This window comes from Paenibacillus sp. PvP094 (assembly GCF_040546835.1).
GTDB lineage: Bacteria > Bacillota > Bacilli > Paenibacillales > Paenibacillaceae > Paenibacillus > Paenibacillus illinoisensis.
The window spans coordinates 6,029,853-6,054,473 of the sequence record NZ_JBEPOM010000001.1 but is presented as its reverse complement, the minus strand read 5'-3'; the positions used below and the strand labels follow the sequence as shown (position 1 = coordinate 6,054,473).

Here is a 24,621-nt window from a genome sequence, read left to right as displayed (position 1 = left end):
GGTGAATGTCAACATGCTGCACTCATTAGAAGCCATACATTCTTATAGAACAGGCAACATCCCAGAGGATAAGCAGCAATTATGGCTGCAGCTGCTGGCGGCGGCCGAGCAGCCCCATATTAATCTTGAACGCATTTATTCCATGGCTGACCTTGAGGGAACCAATCCCGTTCTGGACTACGTCGAGCGGACCTTGCACGTCCTGGATCAGCTGAACGTTTCCTTTTGGGTACGAGAGGTCGTGGAGGAAGTACTGGTCTGGTCGGAGACAGCCAAGGCCGGCTCAGTGCAGCAAAGGAAGGCATGGCAGCGCGCAGGGGTGAATCTGTTTGTACACAATAGGGGTTCTGCACAGTTATACAGGGAGTATGTTATTAATCGCAGTAAAGTAAACATCGGTAATGACAATAAAGCTGTGGTTGAGGTCAATGAAGAGAATCCGATTCAGAAGAATGAAGCTACGCCAAGACAGGAAATGATCTATGCTCTCATTGGAACGCATGGACTGATTGGACAATACATACGCGGGGAGATACCTTTTGCCGAGAATGCTCCGCTGCATGCTTTTATCACTCATGGCTGGCTGTCAGCTGAAGAATTGCACACGGTTCTGATGGCGCTCAACCAGTGCATCATTGCTGGTGTTGATCCGAAGCTATGGAGGCAGGTTAAAGCGGAAGTAGAGCGAATGGTTGGGTGGATTATCAGCGAACCGAATCATGCAGACTGGCCTTTGAAGGAACGTTTATCCCGGCTCCGAAGCTCGTCCATTCGCGAAGGCGAGGCCCTGGATGAGGCGTATGCTAAACTGCAAACAGAGCTTGATGTAGACAACATGCTGGCTCCTCTGTCTCGTCGTACATTGTGGTATGTGGAATCCGCCCTGCAGGATTTTTCCCTGCAGGAAATGGTGAAAGTGTTCCTTCTCACCCTGCATAGTGAAGGCATGGTTCAAAGGGAATCGAATTCAGATGATGTACGTCATATCAGTTTCGAACCGTTAATGAATACGATGTATTACGACTATAAAGGTGTCAAAAAGCTGAACATCTACAAAAAACGAATGATTGAAAAGTACCTTGAGCAATGGTCATGGAAGCAGATTGAAGAGGAACAGTCGGTCGTTTATCCGCATTTGACCCATCGCGTAGTACGTCAACCGGATCTGCCGGATACGGTTTTTGTGACCTTTGAGTTCTCGCCGGCGGCCGAGAAGCTAATTGCGTTCTGTATTGAAGCCGAGAAATCACCGCTATATGAGAAGGCCGTATTGCTGCTCTTTGATTTGTTCGGACTGCGGCGTGATGCGTATGACCGGTTCCATAATGAAGAGACGTATTTAGCGGACATGAACAGCTCGGGGGATTATAAAAAACTGCTGCTGGACTACATCGTTGGCAAGCGTGTACTCGATATCGGTCCAGGTGGCGGAGTTCTGCTGGATCTTATTGAGCAGGAGAAGCCGGAAGTGGAGCCGATAGGCATTGATATTTCTGCCAATGTCATCGAAGCGCTGGAGCGCAAGAAACAGCGAGAAGGTCACCGCTGGCAGGTCATGAAGGGGGACGCCTTGAGGCTGGATCAATACGTACAGCCAGGCACGGTGGATACGGTAATCTTTTCGTCTATTCTGCATGAATTGTACTCCTATATAGAGCGGGATGGACGGAGATTTAACACGGATACGGTTGTCGCAGCACTTCAAAGTTCGTTTCATGTTCTGTCGCCGGGTGGAAGAATATTAATCCGTGATGGCATTATGACAGAACCTCAAGAGCAGAATAGACGGATTCGGTTTTTGGAGCCGGATGGTATGCAGTGGCTGGAACGATATGCTCAGGACTTCCAGGGCCGGAAGATTACGTTTGAACGTGTTGCTGAGAATGAGGCGGTTCTTAACATTAATGATGCCATGGAATTCCTGTATACGTATACGTGGGGCGAAGAAGCTTACGTTCACGAGATTCAGGAACAGTTCGGCATCTTTACGCCATCGGCTTACGAGAACTGTATTCGTGAAGCGCTTGGTGAGCAGGCAGAGATTATTAAGCTGGAGCATTTTCTTCAGGAAGGATATACCGAGGCACTTGAGGGACGCATTGTGTTCATGAAGGAAGACGGACAGCCTGCATCCTTGCCAGACAGTACTTGCCTCCTTGTGATTGAGAAGAAGAAGGGGCTGGCTGACGGATGAGTAAAGAGTCCAGAACCATCTTGTATTTTGTGCGGCATGCAGAATCCGCCTATGTGGAAGGACAGGAACGAGAGCGAGGACTCACAGAGCGTGGGTGCCGAGATGCAGCGATTGTTGCAGAAGTTCTCAGTCAGGAGAAGATTCAATGGTATTATTCCAGTCCATACCGGCGAGCGGTTGATACCATTCAGGAACTGGCTGACAGGTCGAGCGCCCCTGTGTTGATGGAGGAAGATTTGCGTGAGCGCCAATTATCCGATGAACGTGTAAAGCATGCCAATTTTCTTGAATCCAAACGGCGATTATACCTTGCGCCTTCCTTTGCATACCCTGGCGGAGAGTCGGGGGAGCAGGCAGGTGCACGAGCGGTAGCCGTAATTGAGCGAATTCTGGACACACACGCTGGACAAAAAGTAGTGATTGGCACACATGGAGATGTAATGACCCTGATCTTCCAATATTACGACTCGTCCTACGGATATGATTTCTGGAAAAGTACGACGATGCCGGATATCTATAAGCTGGAGTTTAACATGGAGCATGAATTGGTACAGGTCACCCGTCTGTGGCAAGGGGGAGAGAACATATGAAAATCACATTTAACCCTGATCATTATGTAATCGACGATCTGCATGTCCCTAAGCTGCATGAGCATCTGTACTGCATATTTGATCTGGAGGGAACAGGCATTCTTCCGGATCGGGAGAGCATAACCCAATTCGGCGCGATGGAATACAAACGTGGAGAGGTTGGCCAATCAACATTCTCCACGCTGTCACGAGCTAGCAAACCGATACCGGATGCTGTAGCAGAGTTAACGGGCATATCGAATGCAGATATGATGTCTGCTCCTGCGTTTGTTGAAGCCTATCGTTCATTTTCCAGGTTTATCGGGGAGAAGATTCTCGTAACCCATGCTGGATATGAATATGATCTGCCCATACTGAAGCGTCACTGCGAGCAATTTGGCGTGAAGATGTTTAGCAATAAGGTGCTGGATACAAAAGCGATGTTCACGTATATTCATCCTGAAGTGCGTGAAGTTATATCTACGGATTTTTTGATTCAGTATTATAACATCAATACAGACGGCATTCGAAGGCACGATGCCTTGGCGGATTGCGGCGTCATAGCTCGCATACTTGATCACCTTCTGCGGGAGTATGAGAAGAGAGGGCTGGATCATTTTACAGCCGATCCGACCCGCAGCATACGAAGATTCAAAATACCTGAAATGTACAGCAGTATCACAGAAGATGGAGGGAATACCTAATGAATAGAAGAGAGGCGGAGAAGCTTCTTAAAGAACTTAATGAAGGCAGGCTCATTACAAATGAGATGTTTCAAGGGCTGGATATCGACAGCTACCTGGACAAGCGCGATGATTCGGTTTTTGCAGATGAATGGATGTCGGCTTATCAGAGGTGGGTACAAGATGCTGATTCTATCGCGGAAGACGAACTGCTGCGTGCATCGAGGGAACAGGCATTCAAACAGACGCTGCACCATACAGGGGATCCCGAATTGGCTGGTTATGTGAGTGATGATATTGGCCTTATTGGGGCTGCAATGCTGCAAGGTGAGAGTGAGCATACCTTCGTAGGTCAATTGCTTGAGAGTTACCATAATGGAAAATTGCCTCTGCTCTAGCAGGGGTAGGGGTGGCCGTATCTTTCGTTTGTATAAAAAAATGGATTCAAATGTGTATTGTGAGTGCGGTAAGGCATAAGGTACAATTCACTTTAGACATTAAATGAGAATGATAATCATTATAGATAAGCATTCTCTTTAATAAAGATGATTACATAGGGGTGGAGAGTAGCATGGCAAGTTTTAGTAAAGGGATTAAAGGTTGGGGAATTACAATTCTGGTCCTGGCAGTATTCATAGCGGGATGCAGTTCGAATTCAGGAGCAGCGGAGGAACAGGCTCAGTCGCCAGTAACGGAGAATACAACTGCTGGCAGCGGCAATTCTTCCGAGTCGAGCCAAGAAAATGAAACACGTGTGGTACAGGATGAATTCGGAGATGTAACGATTCCGGTGCATCCGCAGCGAATAGCCGGGATCTATGTGGAAGATTACCTGAAGGCTCTGGATATCACACCTGTCGTACAATGGTATCACCCGTCATGGGGAATACAGGACTATCTGAACCTGGATGTTCCACAATTCGATATATCCGGGAATATCGAAGCTCTTCTGCAATATGACCCGGATCTGATCATTGTGGATGGTGCCGCGGATGCAGAGAAATATGAAATGTATTCCAAAGTGGCACCGACATATCGTTTACCTGAGAGCACCCTGCAGGATTCCAAGCAGATGCTTGCCAAGATTGCCGATGTAGTAGGGGAACAGGAAAAAGGTGCGGAAGTGGCTGCGGCTTACGATGAGAAAATCAGGGATACCAAAGCCAAGCTTGCGGAAAGCGTTGGAGACGAGACAGTGGCGGTTGTCCGCCTTAATGTGGATGATAACAGCCTAGCACTGTTCGGAGTGAAAAACCGCTATACCGGATTTATATATTCAGAACTTGGCTTGACACCCCATGCCCTGGCCGAAAGCATGGAAGCCTTTCAAGAGGTTCTGTCCGAGGAAGCGGTCCCGCAAATCGATGCAGATAGAATCATCATATTCCCTTCGGATGGAGATTGGTCTTCACCGGAGAATCAGGAAGCTATCAAGGTATTGGATAGCAAGTTGTGGAATTCTCTGCCTGCCGTGAAAAACAATAAAGTGTACAAGATGGAGAGATCTCACTGGCAATCAGGGGCAATCACAGCAAACTCAATGAAAATGGATGATCTTCTGGAGAAAATGACGCCATAACGAACATCGATAGGGTAATGTATACAAGAAAGTTCTTCAACCAGGGTTGAAGAGCTTTCTTTTTTCGTTTAGACTAAATTAAATGATAACTATTCTCAATTAAGGACGATGACGAATGTCTCATACCATAGAACAGATTCTTCCCATGCCCTGGCTGTGTTCACTTCATCATATTCAATACGTTCAAAACTCCGTTTTGGAACCTTACAATGGTTTAGAATGCACATCGTCGAAGGGCCATTCAATCGTTGTAGTAACCCAAGGACAGGGAGAACTGGTTTCGCAAGATGTCGTCTTCAAGTTAAAAAAAGGGACGATTCTTTTTTTCGCTTCCGGTATACCCGTCTTACCACTGCAAACTGGAGATGGTTCAGAATCCAAGCTGCATTATTATAAGCTTGATCTGACCGCTGGTGAGACAAGCAAGATTGGATCCACCACTCCACTCGAAGAGACAAATCCTGCTTTTCCGCAGTCGCAAGTCATCACGGAATCATCATCGCCTATTGAGTTGTCCTACACCCCCTGGAGCTCTTGTCTGGATATATTGGATCAACTGTTACAGCAACAGGCGACAGAGGATTGGCTGAAACAATGGAACTGGCAGCTTCGTTTCCAGGAATGGTTTCGGATGCTGCTTCTGCAAAATGATTCGAGCCATGCTTCCATGGATTATCGAACTCGCTTACAACAGTCCATTCGCTATATCCGTGATCATTATAACCAGCCCATTACGGTGGATGATCTGGCGGCAGGTATCCGGCTTACCAGGTCCAGCTATACGCGACAATTCAAGGAGATGACCGGCAAGCTTCCTCTGGATTATGTGAATTCGATTCGCTTGGAACGTTCCAAACAACTGCTGCAGCAGACAGATGATCGGCTGCACGATATTGCCCAAAGTGTCGGATTCAGTAACGAGTACTATTTTAGTCGTCGGTTTAAGCAATATGCAGGCATCTCACCGGGAGTATACAGACGTCACTATCGTCAGGACGTGCGAGTATTTGCACCATATTTGGAGGATTTTGTGCTAGCGCTTGGCGTGGAGCCTGTGCTTCAATACGCTCACCATTTGTGGGGCAGACAGGATTATTTGGGGATGGATGATGTTCCTGAATTCGATGTGTCCCATCAGGATGCGATGTTCCAAGAGAGCCATAAGCCGGACTTTATTATGCTGAACGATGGCTATAAGCGGTGGAATCTGGACCGTTTCGAGCAGGTTGCACCTACTTTTTATGTACATCATAGAGGAGAGGACTGGCGCTCCATATTGAGGTCGACGGCGGATGTATTGGGAAAAGGAAATCGGGTTAGGGACGTCGTAGGTTCATATGAAGAAAAGGCTCGTGAGGCCAAGGCTCGACTAACACGATCTGCGCAAGGAAAAACGGTAGCTTTCTTGCGGATCACTGCCTCTGAGATTGTGTTGTACGGTGTACAGCAGGGTTATGTGGGACCTGTGATGTATCAGGATTTGGGTTTAACGCCACATCCTCTGGTGCAGCAATGGGCACTGAAAGAACGTAGAATTAGCATAAGCGTTGATCAATTGAAGCTATTGCAGGCGGATTATTTATTTATTACATTTGACTGTCTGGATTCTGTAATGATCGGAGATGAACGGAAGCTGCTGGACAGCAGGGAATGGAGACAACTTTCAGCAGTAAGAAACGGATGTGTATACGAAGTGGACTTTCTAACTTGGATGAATTACGGGGTTATCTCCCACGGGAAGAAAATCGATGATATCCTGCGTGTGCTGGCTTAGACAACCTTGGAAGGAGAGCAGTCATGGAACGTAATATTACTCAGAATGTGGATAAGTCAGTGATCGCTAAATTTATTGCGGAGTTGAATCAGTACCATGAGCATCATATTGGGTATTGCGGCAAGGATGCGCTTGAAATTGAGCAGGCAATGATGGATGCTTTCGGTGATCAACCAGACCTGTGGATTAGTACCCTGAATGAGGATGGGCAGCTGACAGGAGTGCTTGGGATGGATACAGATACGGATACAGGGACTGCTGAATTGTGGGGGCCATTTAATCAGTGTGCCCCAGAGCAGTGGCAAGAATTAGCATCTCGTTTGTGGGAGCAGGGAATGAACAAATTAGCAGAAAACCGGATTCATATCCAGAAAGTTTACGGATTTTATAATGAACATCATGCGAATGCCATCACGTTCATGAAGGACAAGGGAGCTAAGCTCAAGAGCAGGCAGGTTATTTTGCATAATCGCTCATTGAATGAAGTAAGCCTGGATCAGGGTGAAAATTACAGGATTCAGACCATTACTCCAGATCAGTATCCATCTTTTATCCAGTTACATGATTCCACCTTTACCGGTACGTATTACGATGGTGAAACACTCATTCAGCGCTCAGGCAAGCAGCATCATCATTTATACGTTCTGTCTGGCTCGGAAGGGGAGATTCATGGATATGTCTACGCCGAGGCTGATCCGGAATTTGGTGAGGGCAGTATTGAATATATTGCCGTGAATCCGGATTACTTCAGGCAGGGACTGGGTTTGCTTTTACTGAACAAGGTGTTATATGAGCTGAATCAGGAGAGCCAAGTGAGTGAAATCCGTTTATGTGTAGATGAAATGAATTCTGGAGCACTATCGTTATACCGTAAAGCCGGCTTCGAAACGGAGCATGTGCTGGAGCTGTATCAATTAGATCATATGTATGAATAGCAGTTAAAAAGGCGGCTGACTCTTTGTCAGACGCCTTTATTGTGTAAATATGAAGGGTGGCAATCATAGCGCCCGCCTAAGTAGGGAGCACGATTCTACTCTCTTTCCATCACAGCGAAGTAGTTGTTTTCATCATCTGCAAAGTTAAAGACTCTTCCGCCCGGAATCGCAACCAGTTCACCTAACGTAACCTGCTTGCTGGCCAAATCCGCATAGAGCCCATCAAGATCTTTGGTGAAAAACATGAGCGAAGGTGTACCCAGATTCAACTCGGGGGACATCTTGGCTACGAATTCCTTGTCGTGAAGGATAATGGTTGTCTCGGCACCTTCTTCAGGAGCAATTTCAATCCAGCGCATACCCTCGCCGTTGACTTCGGAGACCACGTGAAAGCCTGCTTTTTCTGTCCAAAATTGAAGGGCCTTGTCCTGATCGTTGACATACAACATGATTTGACCAACTTTGCTAAACAATGATACTCACTCCCCAGTTATCGTATTGTTCCAACCTTGAAATGCTAGGATTCGCCATTCTTTAGTTCATTCGTATGAGTCAGTTTTATAATACCATAAAACTCTTTTGATCAACGTTTACATTCCGAGTACAAAATGCGTACACAGATGTCCTTGACTGCGCGTTTGCATCATACCATTAACTAGAGGGTGATTCGCAACAACTGAATACCTCTAAGCATAGCCATGGAATGGCGGATGGGAGCGCTGTAATGACGACACGGGTAGTTCTGTTGGAAGAAGGCACGGCAGAGATGAAAGGACTATTGGGCAGTAAAGGAGCCGCGCTTGCGGAGTTATGTCAGGCGGGGTGGCCTGTTCCGGCAGGATTCACCATTACAACGGAACACTGTCACGAGTTCCCTAGCTGCTCAGAAACAACTTTTGCCGAAGGTTCCGAAGATCTGGCCAGGGCAGTCCGTCAGCTGGAACAGCATACGGGCACAGCCTTTGGTGATCCGGAGGCCCCGCTTTTGCTTGCTGTGCAATCCAGTGACGTGCTTCCCCGGGATGCGAACTCCTTGGTGCTGCTAAGCGTAGGACTTAATGACATTACAGTAGAGGGACTTGCCCGGCGCATCAACAACCGCCCGTATGCACTCAACTGCTACCGGGTGCTGCTGCAGAATTATGGCTGGTTGGTTCATGGCATCCCGCTTGAGGTTTTCGATGAACGATTGGGAGATATCACGAGTTTGGATGAAACGAGATTAGAGTACGCTATTGCGCAATATAAAGACGTCATTGAAGAACAGGGATATCCCTCTTTCCCTCAGGATGTGCAGTTTCAACTACACAGGATCATCCAGGCATTCTCCCTTTCTGATCCAGGATTGCGTAACCAAACCTTGAGCTCCACTTCGATCGTCTATGGTATGCCCGTTTTGATTCAAGTGATGGTGAATGGAGAGTGCGGAGACCGCTGCGGAAGCGGTACAATCTACTCACGTCATCCGTTGACTGGGGCCCAAGGAATCTATGGCGAATACATGTCGTTTGCAGGCTCAGGGTATGACCTGGAGGAACTGGAACAGATCAGACATGCGGAACCAGAGCTGGTTGGCCAGCTGTTGCAAGCGAGCTGTGAGCTGGAGAGAGTGAACACCGCTGTTCAGGAAATTAAATTTGTGATTGAGTCGGGGAAGCTGTACCTTTTACAAGCCCGGGATGCACGTTTAACTCCTGAAGCTGTGATCAGGACGATAGTGGATTTTGCAAATGAAGGTCTGATAACCAGGGAAGAGGCACTGCTGCGTGTCGAGTCTTCTAATGTAATTCCCACATCTGAACTTCAGCAATTGCTTGAATGGGCCGATGATGTGAAAAATATAACGGTACTCGCAAATGCAAGTCATCCTCGTGATGCGGCCATGGCCCGTACGTTTGGAGCCGACGGAATTGGCATCTGCCGAACCGATCATATGTTACTGTCTAGCTCGCGGATGCCTTATGTACAAAAGATGGTGCTGGCTGAAACCGACGTTGAGCGCAAACGTGGTCTGGAACGGCTGCTGCCCATGCTGCAGTCTGATGTAGAGCAGATTTTCGAGGAAATGAACGGATTTCCGGTAACGATAAGACTATTCGATCCTCCATTATATGAACTTCTCCCGGGTTTGGATGAGTTGGTGGAACGTCAAGAAGGATTACAGGCAGGGCATGCAAGAGGACTTGATGTAAATCAAGAGGAGCTTAGTCGCATGGCCCGGCTTGTAGAGCGGCTGCACGAGCAGCATCCGATCAGCAGGCAGTATGGATGTCATCTTGGAAACGTTTTCCCGGAAATTCATGAAATGCAGGCAGAGGCCGTCTTTCGTGCAGCGCTCAAATGCATTCGCCAGGGATTGTGGGTTCGCCCCGAGATTCTCGTAACGTCAAGAGGACCTGGTAGCGAGCTGCAAGTAATCAGAGAACTGATTGATCAAGTGGCTGAACAGATTCTGGGGGAGGAGAGACGTCACTGCCATTACAGGGTAGGCTCGCTGATTGAAGGGGCTCAAATGGCACTGACCGTGGCACATACAGCCAGGCAGGCTGATTTCCTGTCATTTGGAGCAGAGATTCTGCATCTGGATGGGGGAGAACAACTACTGGAACGCGCTGTCGTTCAGGCTCGGCTCCGTAAACCTCATTTGAGAGTAGGTCTCTGCGTGGAGGAACACGTTGATCTGAGTACCTTTACCTACAGCCAGCGTATGGGGATGGATTACGTAAGTTGCCCACCTGAACAGGTGGCTTTCGCCAGAATTGCCGCTGCACAGGCCGTACTCATTGCACGGATGCAGAATAGTAACGTACAGGATGATGATATATCGACGACAGCTTGACCTAGGGCAATTGGCATGAGTCAATGAATGTCTTCCAATAGGTGAATTATAATTTATATTAGGCGTTCTTGTCTTAATCACAACGGGGACCGGATGCTGCAAGATGCTGGTTACAGGAATTTGGGTCCGTTCATGGAATACAAATAGCAAAACTGTTATACTGAAATATGCGTTTTGTAAAACGAACGTAAAATTTCAGATAAGGGTTGAAAGCGACCATGTTAAATTCCAAAAACGAACGGACCTCCTCACGGATTTTATTTGCCGTCTTGTTTATCCTTATGCTGCTGAAGCTGTCGCTTTTGCGGTATTTCTTTTTCCAAGGGCTGTCCGGGATCGGTCTGGTGACGGATGCATTAGGAGCTCTGACTGTCGTCTGCATCCTGGATCTCATTGTGCCGAAACGCTGGAAGCGGATGGTGTACGGCGGGTTTAACCTGCTCTTTTCCCTCGTCCTGTTTGCGGCAACCCTGTATAACGTGCATTTCAGCTCCGTACCCACATATACGGCGCTCAGCGAGATCGGGCAGGTAGCACAGGTACGGGGAAGTATTGGACCACTGATACGGCCTTCCCATTTTTTGTTCTTTGTTGACATCGTGCTTGCACTGCCGGTTTGGCTCATGATGCGTCGCAGGCGGTCGGGTGTCAGAAACGGAAGTTACCGGGACAGCGGTTTGCATTTCGGAAAAATGCGCAGAAGATACTGGGGCAAGCTGGGGGTAGCTCTTACGGCTGCATTCTGTATCGTGCTGTCAGGCAGTTTTATTGTCAAAGGCGAAACTATTGATAACGAACTGGTGCGAGCTGAGAATCTCGGATTTCTGAATTATCAGGTGTCCTCGGCGATATTAACCAGCAAAGAAAACGAAGCTATAGCGAATGGCAATATCAATGAAACGATTGACAAGATAAATCAACTGGTGAGTCAATATCCATATCAGGAAAAAACTAACCAGGGATCGGCAATCAAAGCCAAATATTTTGGTGAGGCCAAAGGCAGCAATTTAATTGTACTGCAATTGGAATCCTTTCAGAATTTCCCGATTAACGCTTCCCTGGATGGTCAGGTATTGACACCGGTACTGAACGATTTAGCCAAAGAAAGCTATTATTTCTCTCATTTCTTCCAACAGATTGGTCAGGGAAATACCTCGGATGCCGAGTTTATGTCCAATACGTCCATCTATCCAACCGGGGTTGTTCCGATGTCAGCCGGATATAGCGACCGCGAGCTGCCAAGTCTACCAAAGCTGCTTCGCAATGAAGGCTACCAGTCAGAGACTTTCCACGTCAATGACGTGACGTTCTGGAATCGGAACAAGATGTATCCGGCCCTCGGTTTTGATCGATATTTCGATAAGCCGAGCTTCGAGAATGACCGCTTTAACGATTTTGGTCCTTCGGATGAGGAGTTATATCGTGTAGGTGTGGAAAAAATGGCTGCGCATCAAGCGGCAAATCAGCCGTTCTATGCCCAGTTCATTACCGCATCGAGCCACTCGCCGTTTACGGTTCCAGCGGATCGGGCGCGCATTACCATTCCTGCAACGATCACGAACACATTGCTTCACGATTATTTGCAGGCCATTAATTACACCGATTATGCGGTCGGTCAGCTCATTGATGAGTTGAAAGCGAACGGGTTATGGGAGAATACAACACTCGTTATCTATGGCGATCACTTCGGCTTGCCCGCAAATGACGAGATTACCGAACAGATTCAAGCGAGCCTGAATGTCCCATATGATGGCAAGGTGAGCCGTTTTAATATCCCACTCTTGATTCACACGCCAAACCAGGTTAAAGGTCAATTGATTGAACAGCCTGGTGGTCAGCTCGATATTCTGCCTACAGTCATGAACCTAATGGGTGTTTCGTTAAAAGAAGAACAGTTCACTGCATTTGGGCATGACCTGCTGAATATGGACCACAATGCATTCGGTATACGGTATTACTTGCCGACAGGCTCGTTCGTCAACAATGACATTATGTTTATACCAGGTGCAGGTTTTGATGACGGAACAGCATATTCACTTAAAACATATGAACCGGTTACCGATCTGGAGCCGTATCGTTCCGATTACGAGCATGTGCTCAGCCTCATGAGGCTATCTGACGAGTATGTGAAGCTGCTGCCTAAACGAGCACCATAATAGAACAAAAAGTATTCATTCAAATAGGAAGTGCCATCAGCGGTTGCTGGTGGCATTTTTTTATTCAGTGTTAAGGAACATGTATACAAAGGAAGAAAGAGGAACATGTTTTTAATTGCAATTCCACAGATAAGAATAAAGAGATTTTGAAACTGTAATTAATAATGTTACAATGGAGTAAGTGTGAATTTTGCATTAGAAAAATATTGCCAGCAACCCATTCGACGAGAGGAATGAATATAGATGAAACTTAGTGTACTCGAACATGGACATATCAATGAAGGACGCAGTGTGCAGGACACACTTCAGGAGACTGTGACGTTAGCGAAGCATGCCGATGAACTGGGGTACTCCAGGTTCTGGATGTCCGAGCATCATGGCGGCGGAGCATTGTCCTTCTCCAGTCCGGAGGTTATGATCGCTCATGTCGCAGCTCATACCGATCAGATTCGGGTTGGTTCCGGTGGTGTAATGCTGCCTCATTACAGCGCCTACAAAGTCGCGGAGAACTTCCGTCTGCTGGAGGCACTGCACCCTGGACGGATTGACCTCGGCATTGGCAGAGCACCAGGCGGCATGCCGATTGCGAGCCGGGCTCTGAATGAGGGCAAGGCTTCCAATGTACAATTTTTCCCGCAGCAAATTGCTGACCTGGGCGGTTATTTCCACGAGCAGCTGCCAGAGGATCACCGTTTTGCATCCCTCGTAGCCGGACCATCTGTACCAACGGTGCCTGAAGTATGGCTGCTGGGCTCCAGTTCGGAAGGTGCCCGGATTGCTGCAGCACAGGGGACATCCTATGCATTTGCACAGTTTTTCGGAACACCTGGCGGGGAAGAAGCAATGAAATACTATCGCAGACATTTCAAACCATCGATTCTGAATGATAAACCTCATTCCATGATTGCCGTAGCGGCCTTCTGTGCAGAGACGGAGGAGGAAGCAGCGGAACTAGCCCGTAGTAATGAGCTGTTCTTTTTGCGTCTGGGCAGAGGATTAGAGCAGAGTTCATTTCCTTCGTTGGAAACAGTCCATAATTATCCTTATACAGCGATGGAAATGGAACAGATTCGCCAGCGCCGCTCCTTCTCCATTATTGGAACACCAGATCAGGTGAAGGACAAAATTACAGCTATGGCAGAACGTCATGAAGCAGACGAGGTCATTATAGCATCAGCTATTCATTCGTTTGATGCACGCCTGCGCTCTTTTAGCCTGATTGCTGAAGCTTTTGGTCTCAAGAAGGATTAGAGCCGGTTGAACGGGAATTTATATTCTAAGAGGTTGGAGTCCCGCCATGCGGGGCTTCAATTGTATTCTTGAGTAAGCAGAGAGGAGGAATTCACATTCGCAGATGTATCATAAGTGATATTCATGGCTGTTATGATGAATTCAATGCGCTGCTTCGTCAAGTGCATGTTGACCTCAATCAGGATGAACTGATTCTCCTTGGAGATTATGTGGACCGGGGACCGAAAAGTCGGCAGGTGGTTGAGCAGATCATGGAACTGAGGGAGAAGCATGATGTAGTGGTGATCAAGGGAAATCATGATGCGATGATGGTCAAAGCCCTAATGAATGACGTGGAAGAGTATGATCTGCACTGGATTCGCAATGGCGGATTGCAGACACTGGGCAGTTATGTGGAGATTAATTTTGATGAACAACAGATCGATTGGACTACCTACACGGAAGCCAAGCAATGGATTCGCAGCCGATACGAGCATCACCTCCGTTTTCTGAGCGAACTCCCCCTTGTTCATGAAGTACCCGGTTATATCTTTGTGCATGCCGGAATTAATCCGGATGTAAAGGACTGGCGCAGCCAGCCTGAACGGGACTTTATCTGGATTCGGGAGGCCTTTTACTCCAGGCCCACATCCATTCCGGATACGGTGGTATTCGGACACACACCAGTGAAAAACCTGCATGATTACGCAGATATCTGGTTTGATCCTAGTGGTGACAAGATCGGCATAGATGGCGGATGCGCTTACGGTGAGCAATTGAACCTGCTTGAGATCGGTGAGGATGGCAGTTTACAGACGTTTCATGTGAAAAGGGGAGAGACTGGAGAAGGCTCGGCAGAATAATATTTGCATTGCTTATCCAAGTTCCGTATGCTACTTTATATTTTTATGAAAGATACTTCATTATCAATCAATACATATCATAGAAGTCGAGGGGAATGAATCGAGTTTTGGCTATTTATAATCTGGATCAACTTCAGCACCACATCCTGCTCTGCAACGGTGGAACTTGCATGCGGAACGAAGGAGAGGAAGTCACTCAGGCTGTACGGGATGAAATTCTGAAGCAGCAGGCCGGTGGATTTATTCATACAACACGAACACGCTGTAACGGGCAGTGTGACGATGCTTGTGTGACGATCGTGTATCCGCAGGGAGACTGGTATGGCAAAATGACCCCGGAATCTGGCCGGGCATTGGTACAGGCTCTCTGTGATGGGGAGAAGCTGGAGAGTCACCTGATTGCGAACGTGGCTCAAACGGCCTCCAAATAAAACTGCAGGGTTTCTCCCTTTTCCAGTGATGAAGCAGACCCTGAGAACGAATTTCAATCCATTCGCTGTTAAGGGTTTGGAATTAAGTCTTATTGACGCTATAATCAGTAAGGTATGATTTGAATTATGATATGATTATTCTAATCACAATTGACGGAGGGCTATAAATATGGAAAAAGCATTAATCTTTGGTCACAAAAATCCCGACACGGATACGATCTGTTCTGCAATTGCGTATGCGGATCTCAAAACTAAACTGGGACAGGACGTTGAAGCTGTGCGTCTTGGTGAAGTGAACGGTGAAACTCAGTTTGCACTGGATCATTTCAAGGTAGAAGCTCCTCGCCTGATCAAAACGGCTGCGAACGAAGTAAACAAGGTTATTCTGGTCGATCACAATGAGCGTCAGCAAAGTGTAAGCGATATTGAGGAAGTTACTGTAGCAGAGGTTATTGACCATCACCGCATTGCTAACTTCGAAACAAGCCAGCCTCTGTATTTCCGTGCAGAACCAGTAGGCTGCACAGCAACCATTTTGAATAAATTGTACAAAGAAAACGGCGTTGAAATTAGCGCACCGATTGCAGGACTGATGCTGTCCGCGATCATTTCGGATTCCCTGTTGTTCAAATCCCCAACTTGCACAGAGCAGGATGTAGCAGCAGCACGTGAGCTGGCTGCCATTGCAGGTGTAGATGCTGACAGCTACGGTTTGGACATGCTGAAAGCCGGCGCGGATCTGAGCCAGAAAACAATTGCAGAACTGATCTCCCTGGATGCCAAAGAGTTTGCCATGGGACAAGCCAAAGTGGAAATTGCACAAGTAAACGCCGTTGACGTTAACGATGTGCTTGTGAAACAACCTGAACTTGAAGCAGCTATCGAAGCGATTATTTCAAGTAAGGGTCTGGATCTGTTCCTATTCGTAGTAACGGACATTCTGAATAATGATTCCGTTGCACTGGCTTACGGTCAGTCTACCAAAGCGGTTGAACAAGCTTACAATGTGACACTTTCCGATAGTAAGGCATTGCTGAAAGGCGTCGTATCTCGCAAATCGCAAATCGTCCCTGTTCTGACCGAAGCATTCAATAACCTGTAATTGAACCATCGGGCAAGAACATAGCATTAGTCTGATCCAAGCCTGCTCTGATCTGTCATAGGTCAGGACGGGCTTTTGCCGTAAAGGAGGACACACCATGATTAAGAACGAAAAGATCAAAGCACTCGAGATTGAGCTGACCGGACTGAACGGCGAAGATCTCGGAATTATGTCCACAAAAGAAGCTTTGGCACTTGCCAAGCAGCATAAGGTGGATCTGGTATGCCTGTCCCTGATGACAAGCCCGCCACCTTGCAAACTCATCCGTGCCGGAGCAGCCATACAGGAAGCTCAGCAGGAGAAGAAAAAATCCGGCAAATCGCCGGACAAACGCAAGGTTAAGGAGATTCGTCTCAACTTGCAGATGGAAGACCATGACCGGGATACGAAACAAGCTCAGGCGGAACGTATCTTGAAAAAAGGTGACTCGGTTAAGCTGGTCATACAGGTTCACGGAAGCAAAGAAGGCGCTGCAGGTAAGGAGTGGGCTGAGCAGCTAAGCAAGTCGCTGGCTGAATATGGCACTAAAACAACAGGTATTCAGGTCAGTGGCAAGCAGGTTGTGATCCAGTTGGACCCAAACACATAATAACAGGTGATTTATGTGCCTGGCATGCGGAAGAATGGAAAGCCGTTGAGGTTTCCCAATAAGTTTATGCGAAGAAGCCCAATGAAAAGGCAGTGAATCTGTTTTCATTTGGGCTTTATTTATGTTGTGGTCAAACGTTTTTCTTTTCTCTGAATCCTCGTTAACCCAACGTTCAGCTTCATGTTCGGAGATACCGACTGCCGCCAATCCGTACATATAATTGTCCGGGTAACACAGGCGTACTTCCTGCAGGTGCGTTCAGATTACTATTTTCGGCAAATCGGGATAGATAATAAAAATCGGGATAAATCACATTATCCATCAAGTAGGCCGAAACTTGGCTTCCGGGAGTGCGGAATTGATTCAAAGTGCGAATAATCTGTCCACCAGAGGCAATCCCGATGCCATGACCATAATACAGATCTTCACGGAGCATAATCGTATTTTCCCCTTGCCACTCTGGCGTTTCGGAAGAGACATCCGGGTTTTTGAAATAAAGTACATCGCCGGGAAGTGCGTTATGGCTGCCGTTCTTCTCGGTTAAGCGCAGATCGCTGTCATAGTGCCAATCGAAGAGCAGTAAGTCGCGAAAGAGTGAATTGAAGGCCTCTTCACGAATACTTTCGAGCACCCCTCCGTACAGCACAATGACTGTTGCCGTTGCACATTCAAATGCATATAGGGAACCATTCCTCCAAATATCCCGAATGCCTTCAGCCGGAGTTACATTCGGTTTGAGTTCAAATCCTCCCTCATTGTTGAGATTCCAGTAGGCGGGATTACATCTTGATTTCTCAAATGAAGCAAAGCTGACCCCGCTGGCGTTCAATCCCTCAGCTGCATGAACCAGAGAGGCGCGAAGCTTCCATTCGAATTGCAGATGATCCATGGTCTGATAGGAATATAGGGTCGGTCTGTTCTGAAGCTGCTGCAACCAATGCCATTCAAAAGCAGACCACTGAGAAGGTACCAAATCTAGCGGTTGATTCGCAACGATGATCATACATGACAACCTCCGTTTCGTTAGATGTTTGGGCTTGTGTGAACGGAACCTCACGCGTATCTTTTCATTTATATGACGATTGGTACCCGGATTGTACTCTGTTTGAACAATCCCCGTGTAAAAGCGCACACAAAATGTCGATTCATGCAAAAGATTCAGTGGATATCGTTTAATCATCATCCTATTTGGGGTACTACTCTATAGATGAAGTTATGTACAGCACAGGCAGTTAATTACGAATAATATGGAATAGAGAATAATTTGAAAAAAAGGAGGATAAGCGGTGTCGAATCCAATTACAGAGAGCCGCTCTCTGTTTGAGCAATTATACAAATATGCACCAATCGGCATTGCTGTTGCTTCGCATGTGAACGGACGTTGGCTCCAGCTGAATCCTGCGTTTTGTGAAATGCTGGGATTTAGTGAAGATGAGCTAATCGACTCACCGATTGTACATATGATCCATGATGTAGATCAGGAGATGGAGAGATTCAGGTCCAACTTCTGGGATATGACGAATGGGGTAAGCCAGATGTATGAGACGGAAGTTCGGTTAAAGCGCAAGGACGGTACTCTTTTGTGGTCGACGATTAGGGCTTGTATCGTAAGGGATGAAGAAAACAATGAACCGCTGTACTTGCTTGTGCAGGCAGCTGATATCACGAAACAAAAGGAAGCGGAGCAGCACTTGATTGAACAGAGCAAGCAATTGGAGGAGAGCACCCGAATCTCTCGCATACTCACAGAGTCTTCTCTCGATCTTATTGCCATACATTGCGCCGATCAGGAACGGACCTTCAAGTATGTTTCACCCGCCAGCCTTGGTATGCTGGGCTACAAGCCAGAAGAAATCGTTGGTCAATCGGGACTGTTCTGTATTCATCCGAGCGATATTCCAATCGTAGAGGCATATGTTTCAGGACAGATCCAAGGTCTGGCACCAGACCGTATTAACTACCGTCTGCTGCATAAGGATGGTTCTGTCGTGTGGGCAGATACGATAACTCACTATATTTATGACCAGGACGGGAACCTGCAGGAGATGATTGCAGTGACCCGGGACATTACGGAGAGCAAAAAACAGGAGCAGAGTCTGCAGGAGTATCAGTCACTCTTTGACTGTAACCCGCTAGGCGTCGCATCCCTTGATCTGGAAGGAAATTTGCTGAAAGCAAATGCCGGCCAGGAACATTTGACGGGACATTCCAAGGAGGAACTGCTCAGCCAATCCTTTGATCATTTGATTGATCCGGTGGATCTGGCCAAAACCCGCTATCATTTTGAAGAGTCTGTCAAAGGAAAGGCCCAGAGTTATGAGATTGGGCTGATTCATCAGGACGGACGCCGAATTGAAACCAGAGTCATCAATGTTCCCATTATCCTCGAGGATCGAGTCGTTGGCGTGTATGGAATTACAAGTGATATCACCGAGTCCAAAAAATATGTGGAGGAGATCGAGAATCTAAGCTACGAACGTGCCCTGATTCTGAATGCGATGTCTGAAGGCGTCATTGGACTGGACCAGAACGGGAAATTGATATTTGCCAACCCCGCTGCAGCCGAGATGATGGGATTCTGTCCAACAGAAATGAATGGTGTGCACTTCGAGCATATCATTCTGCAAATGCAAAACGAGGCCATCCCTTATCCTTCCAATGAAACACCAATTGTAAAGGCTGTTCGTGAAGGCCGCAGCCTGCCTCGTTCGGAATCTGTTTTCTGGAGACAGGACGGCTCCAGTTTTCTTGCAGAATTCCAGCTGAAACCGATTATGGATCAAGGAAATACCCGCGGGGGTGTGCTGGTGTTCCGAGATATGACTTCGGTAAATGACATCATTCGTGCCAAGGAAGCAGCGGAACAGGCAGACCGTGCCAAATCCGAATTTCTTGCGATTATGAGTCATGAGCTGCGCACACCGCTGAATGGAATCATGGGTATGGCTAATCTGTTAAAGGAAACAGAGCTTGATGGAGAGCAATCCGGATTCGCCGAGATCATCATCGATAGTGGGGAATCGCTGCTCCATATTCTCAATGAAATACTCGATTTCAGCAAAATTGAGGCAGGTAAAATGGATCTGTCACGTGACGCAGTGGATATCCAGGAGATGCTGGCGGGTGTTGTGGAATTGTTTGCCCTGAAAGCGGCCGAAAAAAATATAGAGCTGTTTTGTGAAATGTCTGACCGGATTCCTGACCGTGTCAGAGGAGACGTGACCCGGATTCGTCAGATCCTGATCAATCTGGTGGGCAATGCAGTCAAATTTACGGAGAAGGGCAGCATTCAGATTCGTGTGGATGCTAATGTGGCGGACGATGGCGATCCGGACAAACTTCTGCTTTCTTTTGTCGTGAAAGATACGGGCATCGGCATCCCCGTGGACAAACAGCATCAATTGTTCCAGTCCTTCTCCCAGCTTGATCCAGCCATTAATCGTAAATATGGTGGAACCGGTCTTGGACTTGCGATCAGCAAAAAGCTGGTTGAACTCATGAATGGTGCCATTGGGGTGAATAGTGAAATAGGCAAGGGAGCAGAGTTCCATTTTACACTTCAGCTTGAGAAGTGGCAGGACGAGTCCGGTGACGGAATGGAAGCTGCAGATGATACTTGGGAAGATGATCAATCCCTACTGGCAGCCAATATTCGCATTTTAATAGCTGAGGATCAACCGGTGAACAGCCATCTGATGGAGGAGCTGCTCCGTAAGCTTGGCGGGGTCTGTGACATCGTTGAGAATGGAGAGGAAGCAGTGCGTGCACTGCAAAGGGAATCCTACGATATCGTATTCATGGATATCAAAATGCCTATCATGGACGGAATTGAAGCAACCTGCAAAATAAGACAAAGTCATCCTGAGATCCCGGTCATCGCAGCTATAACGGCATTTGCAGGGGCAAGTGATCGTGAAGCATGCCTGGAATGCGGAATGCAGGATTTTATCAGTAAACCGTTCAGTTCGTCCGAAATTACCCGTGTACTGCGCACTTGGGTACCTTATATCCGGGCTCATCGGTAAAATGCTGGATACATGAGAGAGTGAGATGAAACCAAAAAACCTGCTCCCGGTTAAAGGGGCAGGTTTTTTTTAGGTCTATAACCATAGTCCATGACCAAAAAGGATCAGGACCATCCTCCGATCAACCCGGAGAGGGTTACGCATTCATCATCTTCCAGTTCCGCGATCAATGTAAGTTCTTCCTGATCGCTAGGATCAACAGAGAACAATTCGCGGCGTCCATCTTCGTGTTTAATAAGAACCAGTTGGTTGCCGCTTTTTGTATCAAACTGGTACTTAACTCCGATACCAGGCAGTGGGCATTCCCGGATATTCATGAAACCTGTCACCTCTTTAGCTATTCCATAATGTTAACCGTTCACACAGTACGGATGTATTCTACTATCCATAACACGGTTTGGCAAGTCAAACATCCAATTCTGCTCCAGTTTTCACATTAACCGGCTGAAGTTATCCTTTGCGGCGGCGTCTTGTCCGTTTGCGGCGGATGAAAAACCAGATGAGCAGGGAAGCCACGACAATTAAAGCGATGACTGCGGTAATGATAATGTTACGAATGTTGGGAACCTGTACCGTCAAATCCAGTGTATTCGAATTGAGGGGAGAAACGTGCCAGGTTAATGTCTTCCCCTGATCTTCAACCAGGTCCGCGTTGGAATCTTCAGCTTTGATTGGCAGACTCAATTTGAAATCGAAGTTCACATCTTTCAGCAGCAGATTTTTAAGGAAACTGGGCACCTTGTTGATCTGATCCTTAATCTCCCCATCAGGCATGGATTCCATCAGGTCAGCGGTAGCAGTAACATGGAATCTGGAAGTGAAGAAGCCTGGCTCCGTGGACTGCTCGACCTGGATGCCTTTTGGAAGCCTGGACAGATCGAAGCTGGCGGCGGTATTGCTTTTCTCATAGTGGGTTGTTGCTGAGAGCTGCTTCCGTTCTCCGTCGTCCACGACCTCGGCTTGAAAGTTATTTTTCTTCAGGGCTTCTTCGAGCATGGGCATCAGATTGTCCTGTCCAATCTTTCCGAGGGCGGATTCGGTTACGCCGAGGTTCAGTTCCAGATCGGTTGAACCATCCATGTTGACGGTCAGATGAGCTTCTCCATCGGCACACGCGGATAGAATAACCAGGATGAGGCTAAGCATAATGGTAAGAAATAGATGGCGCAGGGGAATACGAGTCGACATTCTGTTCAACCTTTCTAAGTAAGCAATTGGTATGAGTTCATGCTGCATGCTGCAGTAGATTCATTTTTATTAATCATAGAGTTATAGTATACACCGGAAATATTACGGATGAAACTTCTGGCAGCTCATGCCCGTCTGCAGGAAGTTCACTTTGAACTTTGGATGCCAATCCGAAGGTTGTGCAATAATAGTTTATGTTAAAATTAAAGATGTCGTATTTTTGTCAATGTTAGGACAATTCAAAAGGCGTTTCACCGTGTAAACTGTAAATAGTATGTTGATCAATCGGATGCAGGGAGGGGTACATTCATGACATACATCATTATTCTAATTGCAGTAATGGTTGTGGGAATGATCGGAATGGGCTGGTTCTTTCAGATTCTTGACAAAGACAATAGCTAAACCATAAATGACATGGACATGAGACAAGCCATAAGCTTGCTTCGCGCGTTTGCGAGGCAGGTTTATTTGTTTTGGCAAGATGTTATCCTGTTGTTCTGTACAATACGTTACTTACATAGAAGTTTGTACCTTACATAAGCGCGTAATATATATAACGAAAGGTGTCGCACAATTTGACCGATGGACAAATATTTTTCGTAAAGATGGGATTTTTAGGCTGCTCTTTTGTATAATAGGGATTAGTCCAACTCGGGATATTTCCCGAAATATGCCTAACAGGAAAGGGTGTACATAAATGAAATTTAGTGAATATACGTATACACGTCCCGATCTGGAAAAAATCAAAACATCTTTCCGTGAGCTGTTGAAAGGTTTCGAAGCTGCGGCTACGGTGGATGAGCAAAGCGGATTTATGGATCAGATTAACGCATTGCGAAGTGATTTTGAGACTATGGCGCAACTGGTCTATATCCGTCACTCGATTGACACGAATGATACGTTCTACAAAGCTGAAAACGAATTTCTGGATGAAAGCTCCCCGATTATTCAAGAGTACATCACCGATTATTACCGGGCACTGGTGAATTCGAAATTCCGTGCAGAACTGGAGCAAAAATGGGGAACTCAGCTGTTCCAGCTGGCAGAACAGTCCTTGAAGACCTTCAGCCCGGAAATTATCGAGGATCTTCAAAAAGAGAACAAGCTATCCACCGAATATAATCAATTGATTGCTTCCGCAAAAATTCCGTTTGAAGGCGAAGAACGTACCTTGCCACAGCTGCATCCGTTTGAACTGTCTACAGATCGTTCCATGCGGGAACGCGCTTCGGAAGCAAGATATACATTCATGGCTGAGCACGAAGCGGAATTTGACCGCATTTACGATGAGCTTGTAAAAGTACGTACGCAAATTGCCAAAAAATTAGGCTATCCATCCTATGTGGAACTTGGTTATGATCGCATGAATCGTACCGATTATAACGCGGAAATGGTTGCCAATTTCAGAGCGCAGGTTCGTGATTATATTGTGCCTGTGGCTACAAAGCTCAGAGAGCGTCAGCGCAGCCGGATCGATGTAGATACGCTCTATTTTTATGACCAGGGCTTCAGCTTCAAGACAGGTAACCCGACTCCTAAAGGGGATCCGGACTGGATTATTGAGAATGGTAAAAAAATGTACGCTGAACTGTCCCCTGAGACGGATACGTTCTTCCAGATGATGACAGAGAACGAACTGATGGATTTGGTTAGTAAAAAAGGCAAGCAGGGCGGCGGATATTGCACCTTCCTGAATGATTATAAAGTACCGTTTATTTTCTCGAACTTTAACGGTACATCCGGGGATATCGATGTCCTGACACACGAAGCTGGTCACGCGTTCCAGGTGTATGAGAGCCGTCATTTTGAGGTGCCGGAATACAACTGGCCGACTTATGAATCGGCAGAGATTCATTCCATGAGCATGGAATTTTTCACATGGCCGTGGATGGAATTGTTCTTCAAGGAAGATACGGACAAATACAAGTTTGATCACCTTTCCTCCGGTCTGCTCTTTATTCCTTATGGCGTTGCCGTGGATGAATTCCAGCATTTCGTCTATGCCAACCCGGATGCAACACCGACTGAGCGTAAACAGGCATGGCGCAACATTGAGAAAACGTACCTGCCACACATCAACTACAAGGATAATGCCTATCTGGAGCAAGGTGGATTCTGGCATAAGCAGGGGCACATTTTCTCCTCGCCGTTCTATTACATCGACTACACGCTGGCTCAGATCTGTGCCTTCCAGTTCTGGAAACGCAGTAACGAGGATATGAAGTCTGCATGGGCCGACTATCTGACCCTGTGCAAAGCGGGAGGAAGCCTCTCCTTCACAGGATTGGTTGAACTGGCTGGTCTTAATTCCCCGTTTGAGGATGGCTGTGTCTCTTCTGTAATCGGTGATATTGAAGCGTGGCTGGATGGGGTAGACGATAAAGCTCTGTAAGCAAGTTTTCTGCAAACAGATACCAATCGTTCCATACCATGTTGATGATAAATGATAGGATGACAACATTCA

Annotated in this window: 20 protein-coding genes; 16 read left to right on the top strand and 4 right to left on the bottom strand. The window is 47.0% G+C overall.

Annotated elements, in window-relative coordinates:
• Positions 1–13 precede the first annotated feature (13 nt).
• The 7 genes from ABIC22_RS27265 to ABIC22_RS27235 all read left to right on the top strand — a co-directional run bounded on the left by ABIC22_RS27265 (position 14) and on the right by ABIC22_RS27235 (position 7,734).
• Positions 14–2,194, top strand: coding sequence for a class I SAM-dependent methyltransferase (locus ABIC22_RS27265; protein WP_354485207.1), 2,181 nt, complete (start codon positions 14–16; stop codon positions 2,192–2,194).
• The gene (locus ABIC22_RS27260; RefSeq protein WP_354485205.1) at positions 2,191–2,784 is read left to right on the top strand and encodes a histidine phosphatase family protein; all 594 of its coding nucleotides are present in this window, start codon (positions 2,191–2,193) and stop codon (positions 2,782–2,784) included. Before ABIC22_RS27265 ends, ABIC22_RS27260 begins: the two co-directional genes overlap by 4 nt.
• Positions 2,781–3,467, top strand: a complete 687-nt coding sequence (locus tag ABIC22_RS27255; RefSeq protein ID WP_354485203.1) for a 3'-5' exonuclease — start codon at positions 2,781–2,783, stop codon at positions 3,465–3,467. The genes ABIC22_RS27260 and ABIC22_RS27255 overlap by 4 nt, the downstream gene beginning before the upstream one ends.
• Entirely contained in the window at positions 3,467–3,844 is a 378-nt protein-coding gene (locus tag ABIC22_RS27250) for a hypothetical protein (protein WP_354485201.1), read from the top strand. Before ABIC22_RS27255 ends, ABIC22_RS27250 begins: the two co-directional genes overlap by 1 nt.
• Positions 3,845–4,017: 173 nt before the next feature.
• Positions 4,018–5,025 (top strand): ABC transporter substrate-binding protein, encoded by a 1,008-nt coding sequence (locus ABIC22_RS27245; RefSeq protein ID WP_354485199.1) that lies wholly within the window; start codon positions 4,018–4,020, stop codon positions 5,023–5,025.
• Between the two features lie 115 nt (positions 5,026–5,140).
• Positions 5,141–6,799: a helix-turn-helix domain-containing protein gene (locus tag ABIC22_RS27240; protein ID WP_246058071.1), complete on the top strand. Its 1,659-nt coding sequence runs from the start codon at positions 5,141–5,143 to the stop codon at positions 6,797–6,799.
• 23 nt (positions 6,800–6,822) lie between these two features.
• The gene (locus ABIC22_RS27235) at positions 6,823–7,734 is read left to right on the top strand and encodes a GNAT family N-acetyltransferase (protein WP_354485197.1); all 912 of its coding nucleotides are present in this window, start codon (positions 6,823–6,825) and stop codon (positions 7,732–7,734) included.
• 95 nt (positions 7,735–7,829) lie between these two features.
• On the opposite strand, the gene ABIC22_RS27230 is transcribed toward ABIC22_RS27235, so the two are convergent.
• Positions 7,830–8,207: a VOC family protein gene (locus ABIC22_RS27230; protein WP_354485196.1), complete on the bottom strand. Its 378-nt coding sequence runs from the start codon at positions 8,205–8,207 to the stop codon at positions 7,830–7,832.
• Positions 8,208–8,458: 251 nt separating this feature from the next.
• Here ABIC22_RS27230 and ABIC22_RS27225 point away from each other — a divergent pair, with 251 nt between their 5' ends.
• From ABIC22_RS27225 to infC, 7 genes are all read left to right on the top strand, one after another.
• The gene (locus tag ABIC22_RS27225) at positions 8,459–10,573 is read left to right on the top strand and encodes a putative PEP-binding protein (protein ID WP_354485194.1); all 2,115 of its coding nucleotides are present in this window, start codon (positions 8,459–8,461) and stop codon (positions 10,571–10,573) included.
• A gap of 218 nt (positions 10,574–10,791) precedes the next feature.
• Positions 10,792–12,729, top strand: a complete 1,938-nt coding sequence (locus ABIC22_RS27220; protein ID WP_127536118.1) for an LTA synthase family protein — start codon at positions 10,792–10,794, stop codon at positions 12,727–12,729.
• 243 nt (positions 12,730–12,972) lie between these two features.
• Positions 12,973–13,980, top strand: coding sequence for an LLM class flavin-dependent oxidoreductase (locus ABIC22_RS27215; RefSeq protein ID WP_354485191.1), 1,008 nt, complete (start codon positions 12,973–12,975; stop codon positions 13,978–13,980).
• Between the two features lie 68 nt (positions 13,981–14,048).
• The gene (locus tag ABIC22_RS27210; RefSeq protein WP_354485189.1) at positions 14,049–14,822 is read left to right on the top strand and encodes a metallophosphoesterase family protein; all 774 of its coding nucleotides are present in this window, start codon (positions 14,049–14,051) and stop codon (positions 14,820–14,822) included.
• 107 nt (positions 14,823–14,929) lie between these two features.
• Positions 14,930–15,253 carry a (2Fe-2S) ferredoxin domain-containing protein gene (locus ABIC22_RS27205; RefSeq protein WP_354486122.1) on the top strand — a complete coding sequence of 108 codons (324 nt, stop codon included), beginning with the start codon at positions 14,930–14,932 and terminating at the stop codon, positions 15,251–15,253.
• Between the two features lie 169 nt (positions 15,254–15,422).
• Complete coding sequence (locus ABIC22_RS27200) at positions 15,423–16,355, top strand: manganese-dependent inorganic pyrophosphatase (RefSeq protein ID WP_354485187.1); 933 nt, start codon at positions 15,423–15,425, stop codon at positions 16,353–16,355.
• Between the two features lie 97 nt (positions 16,356–16,452).
• Positions 16,453–16,944, top strand: a complete 492-nt coding sequence (gene infC / locus ABIC22_RS27195; RefSeq protein WP_354485185.1) for a translation initiation factor IF-3 — start codon at positions 16,453–16,455, stop codon at positions 16,942–16,944.
• 178 nt (positions 16,945–17,122) lie between these two features.
• Here the strand turns inward: infC and ABIC22_RS27190 are convergent, their stop codons facing one another.
• Complete coding sequence (locus ABIC22_RS27190; protein ID WP_354485183.1) at positions 17,123–17,947, bottom strand: protein-glutamine gamma-glutamyltransferase; 825 nt, start codon at positions 17,945–17,947, stop codon at positions 17,123–17,125.
• Positions 17,948–18,230: 283 nt separating this feature from the next.
• On the opposite strand from ABIC22_RS27190, the gene ABIC22_RS27185 reads away from it, so the two are divergent.
• Entirely contained in the window at positions 18,231–20,969 is a 2,739-nt protein-coding gene (locus ABIC22_RS27185) for a PAS domain-containing hybrid sensor histidine kinase/response regulator (RefSeq protein WP_354485181.1), read from the top strand.
• Between the two features lie 104 nt (positions 20,970–21,073).
• Here ABIC22_RS27185 and ABIC22_RS27180 read toward each other — a convergent pair whose 3' ends face one another.
• Positions 21,074–21,286 (bottom strand): cation:proton antiporter regulatory subunit, encoded by a 213-nt coding sequence (locus tag ABIC22_RS27180; protein ID WP_127536112.1) that lies wholly within the window; start codon positions 21,284–21,286, stop codon positions 21,074–21,076.
• Between the two features lie 133 nt (positions 21,287–21,419).
• Positions 21,420–22,157 carry a hypothetical protein gene (locus ABIC22_RS27175; protein WP_354485179.1) on the bottom strand — a complete coding sequence of 246 codons (738 nt, stop codon included), beginning with the start codon at positions 22,155–22,157 and terminating at the stop codon, positions 21,420–21,422.
• Positions 22,158–22,854: 697 nt separating this feature from the next.
• Here ABIC22_RS27175 and ABIC22_RS27170 point away from each other — a divergent pair.
• A complete protein-coding gene (locus ABIC22_RS27170) occupies positions 22,855–24,549 on the top strand; it encodes a M3 family oligoendopeptidase (RefSeq protein ID WP_127536110.1) in 1,695 nt (564 codons plus the stop codon).
• Positions 24,550–24,621 lie beyond the last annotated feature (72 nt).

Coding starts and splice junctions, on each gene's coding strand:
- ABIC22_RS27265 (WP_354485207.1), top strand. CDS start 14: ATGCTGCACTCATTAGAAGCCATACATTCTTATAGAACAGGCAACATC.
- ABIC22_RS27260 (WP_354485205.1), top strand. CDS start 2,191: ATGAGTAAAGAGTCCAGAACCATCTTGTATTTTGTGCGGCATGCAGAA.
- ABIC22_RS27255 (WP_354485203.1), top strand. CDS start 2,781: ATGAAAATCACATTTAACCCTGATCATTATGTAATCGACGATCTGCAT.
- ABIC22_RS27250 (WP_354485201.1), top strand. CDS start 3,467: ATGAATAGAAGAGAGGCGGAGAAGCTTCTTAAAGAACTTAATGAAGGC.
- ABIC22_RS27245 (WP_354485199.1), top strand. CDS start 4,018: ATGGCAAGTTTTAGTAAAGGGATTAAAGGTTGGGGAATTACAATTCTG.
- ABIC22_RS27240 (WP_246058071.1), top strand. CDS start 5,141: ATGTCTCATACCATAGAACAGATTCTTCCCATGCCCTGGCTGTGTTCA.
- ABIC22_RS27235 (WP_354485197.1), top strand. CDS start 6,823: ATGGAACGTAATATTACTCAGAATGTGGATAAGTCAGTGATCGCTAAA.
- ABIC22_RS27225 (WP_354485194.1), top strand. CDS start 8,459: ATGACGACACGGGTAGTTCTGTTGGAAGAAGGCACGGCAGAGATGAAA.
- ABIC22_RS27220 (WP_127536118.1), top strand. CDS start 10,792: ATGTTAAATTCCAAAAACGAACGGACCTCCTCACGGATTTTATTTGCC.
- ABIC22_RS27215 (WP_354485191.1), top strand. CDS start 12,973: ATGAAACTTAGTGTACTCGAACATGGACATATCAATGAAGGACGCAGT.
- ABIC22_RS27200 (WP_354485187.1), top strand. CDS start 15,423: ATGGAAAAAGCATTAATCTTTGGTCACAAAAATCCCGACACGGATACG.
- infC (WP_354485185.1), top strand. CDS start 16,453: ATGATTAAGAACGAAAAGATCAAAGCACTCGAGATTGAGCTGACCGGA.
- ABIC22_RS27190 (WP_354485183.1), bottom strand. CDS start 17,947: ATGATCATCGTTGCGAATCAACCGCTAGATTTGGTACCTTCTCAGTGG.
- ABIC22_RS27180 (WP_127536112.1), bottom strand. CDS start 21,286: ATGAATATCCGGGAATGCCCACTGCCTGGTATCGGAGTTAAGTACCAG.
- ABIC22_RS27175 (WP_354485179.1), bottom strand. CDS start 22,157: ATGTCGACTCGTATTCCCCTGCGCCATCTATTTCTTACCATTATGCTT.
- ABIC22_RS27170 (WP_127536110.1), top strand. CDS start 22,855: ATGAAATTTAGTGAATATACGTATACACGTCCCGATCTGGAAAAAATC.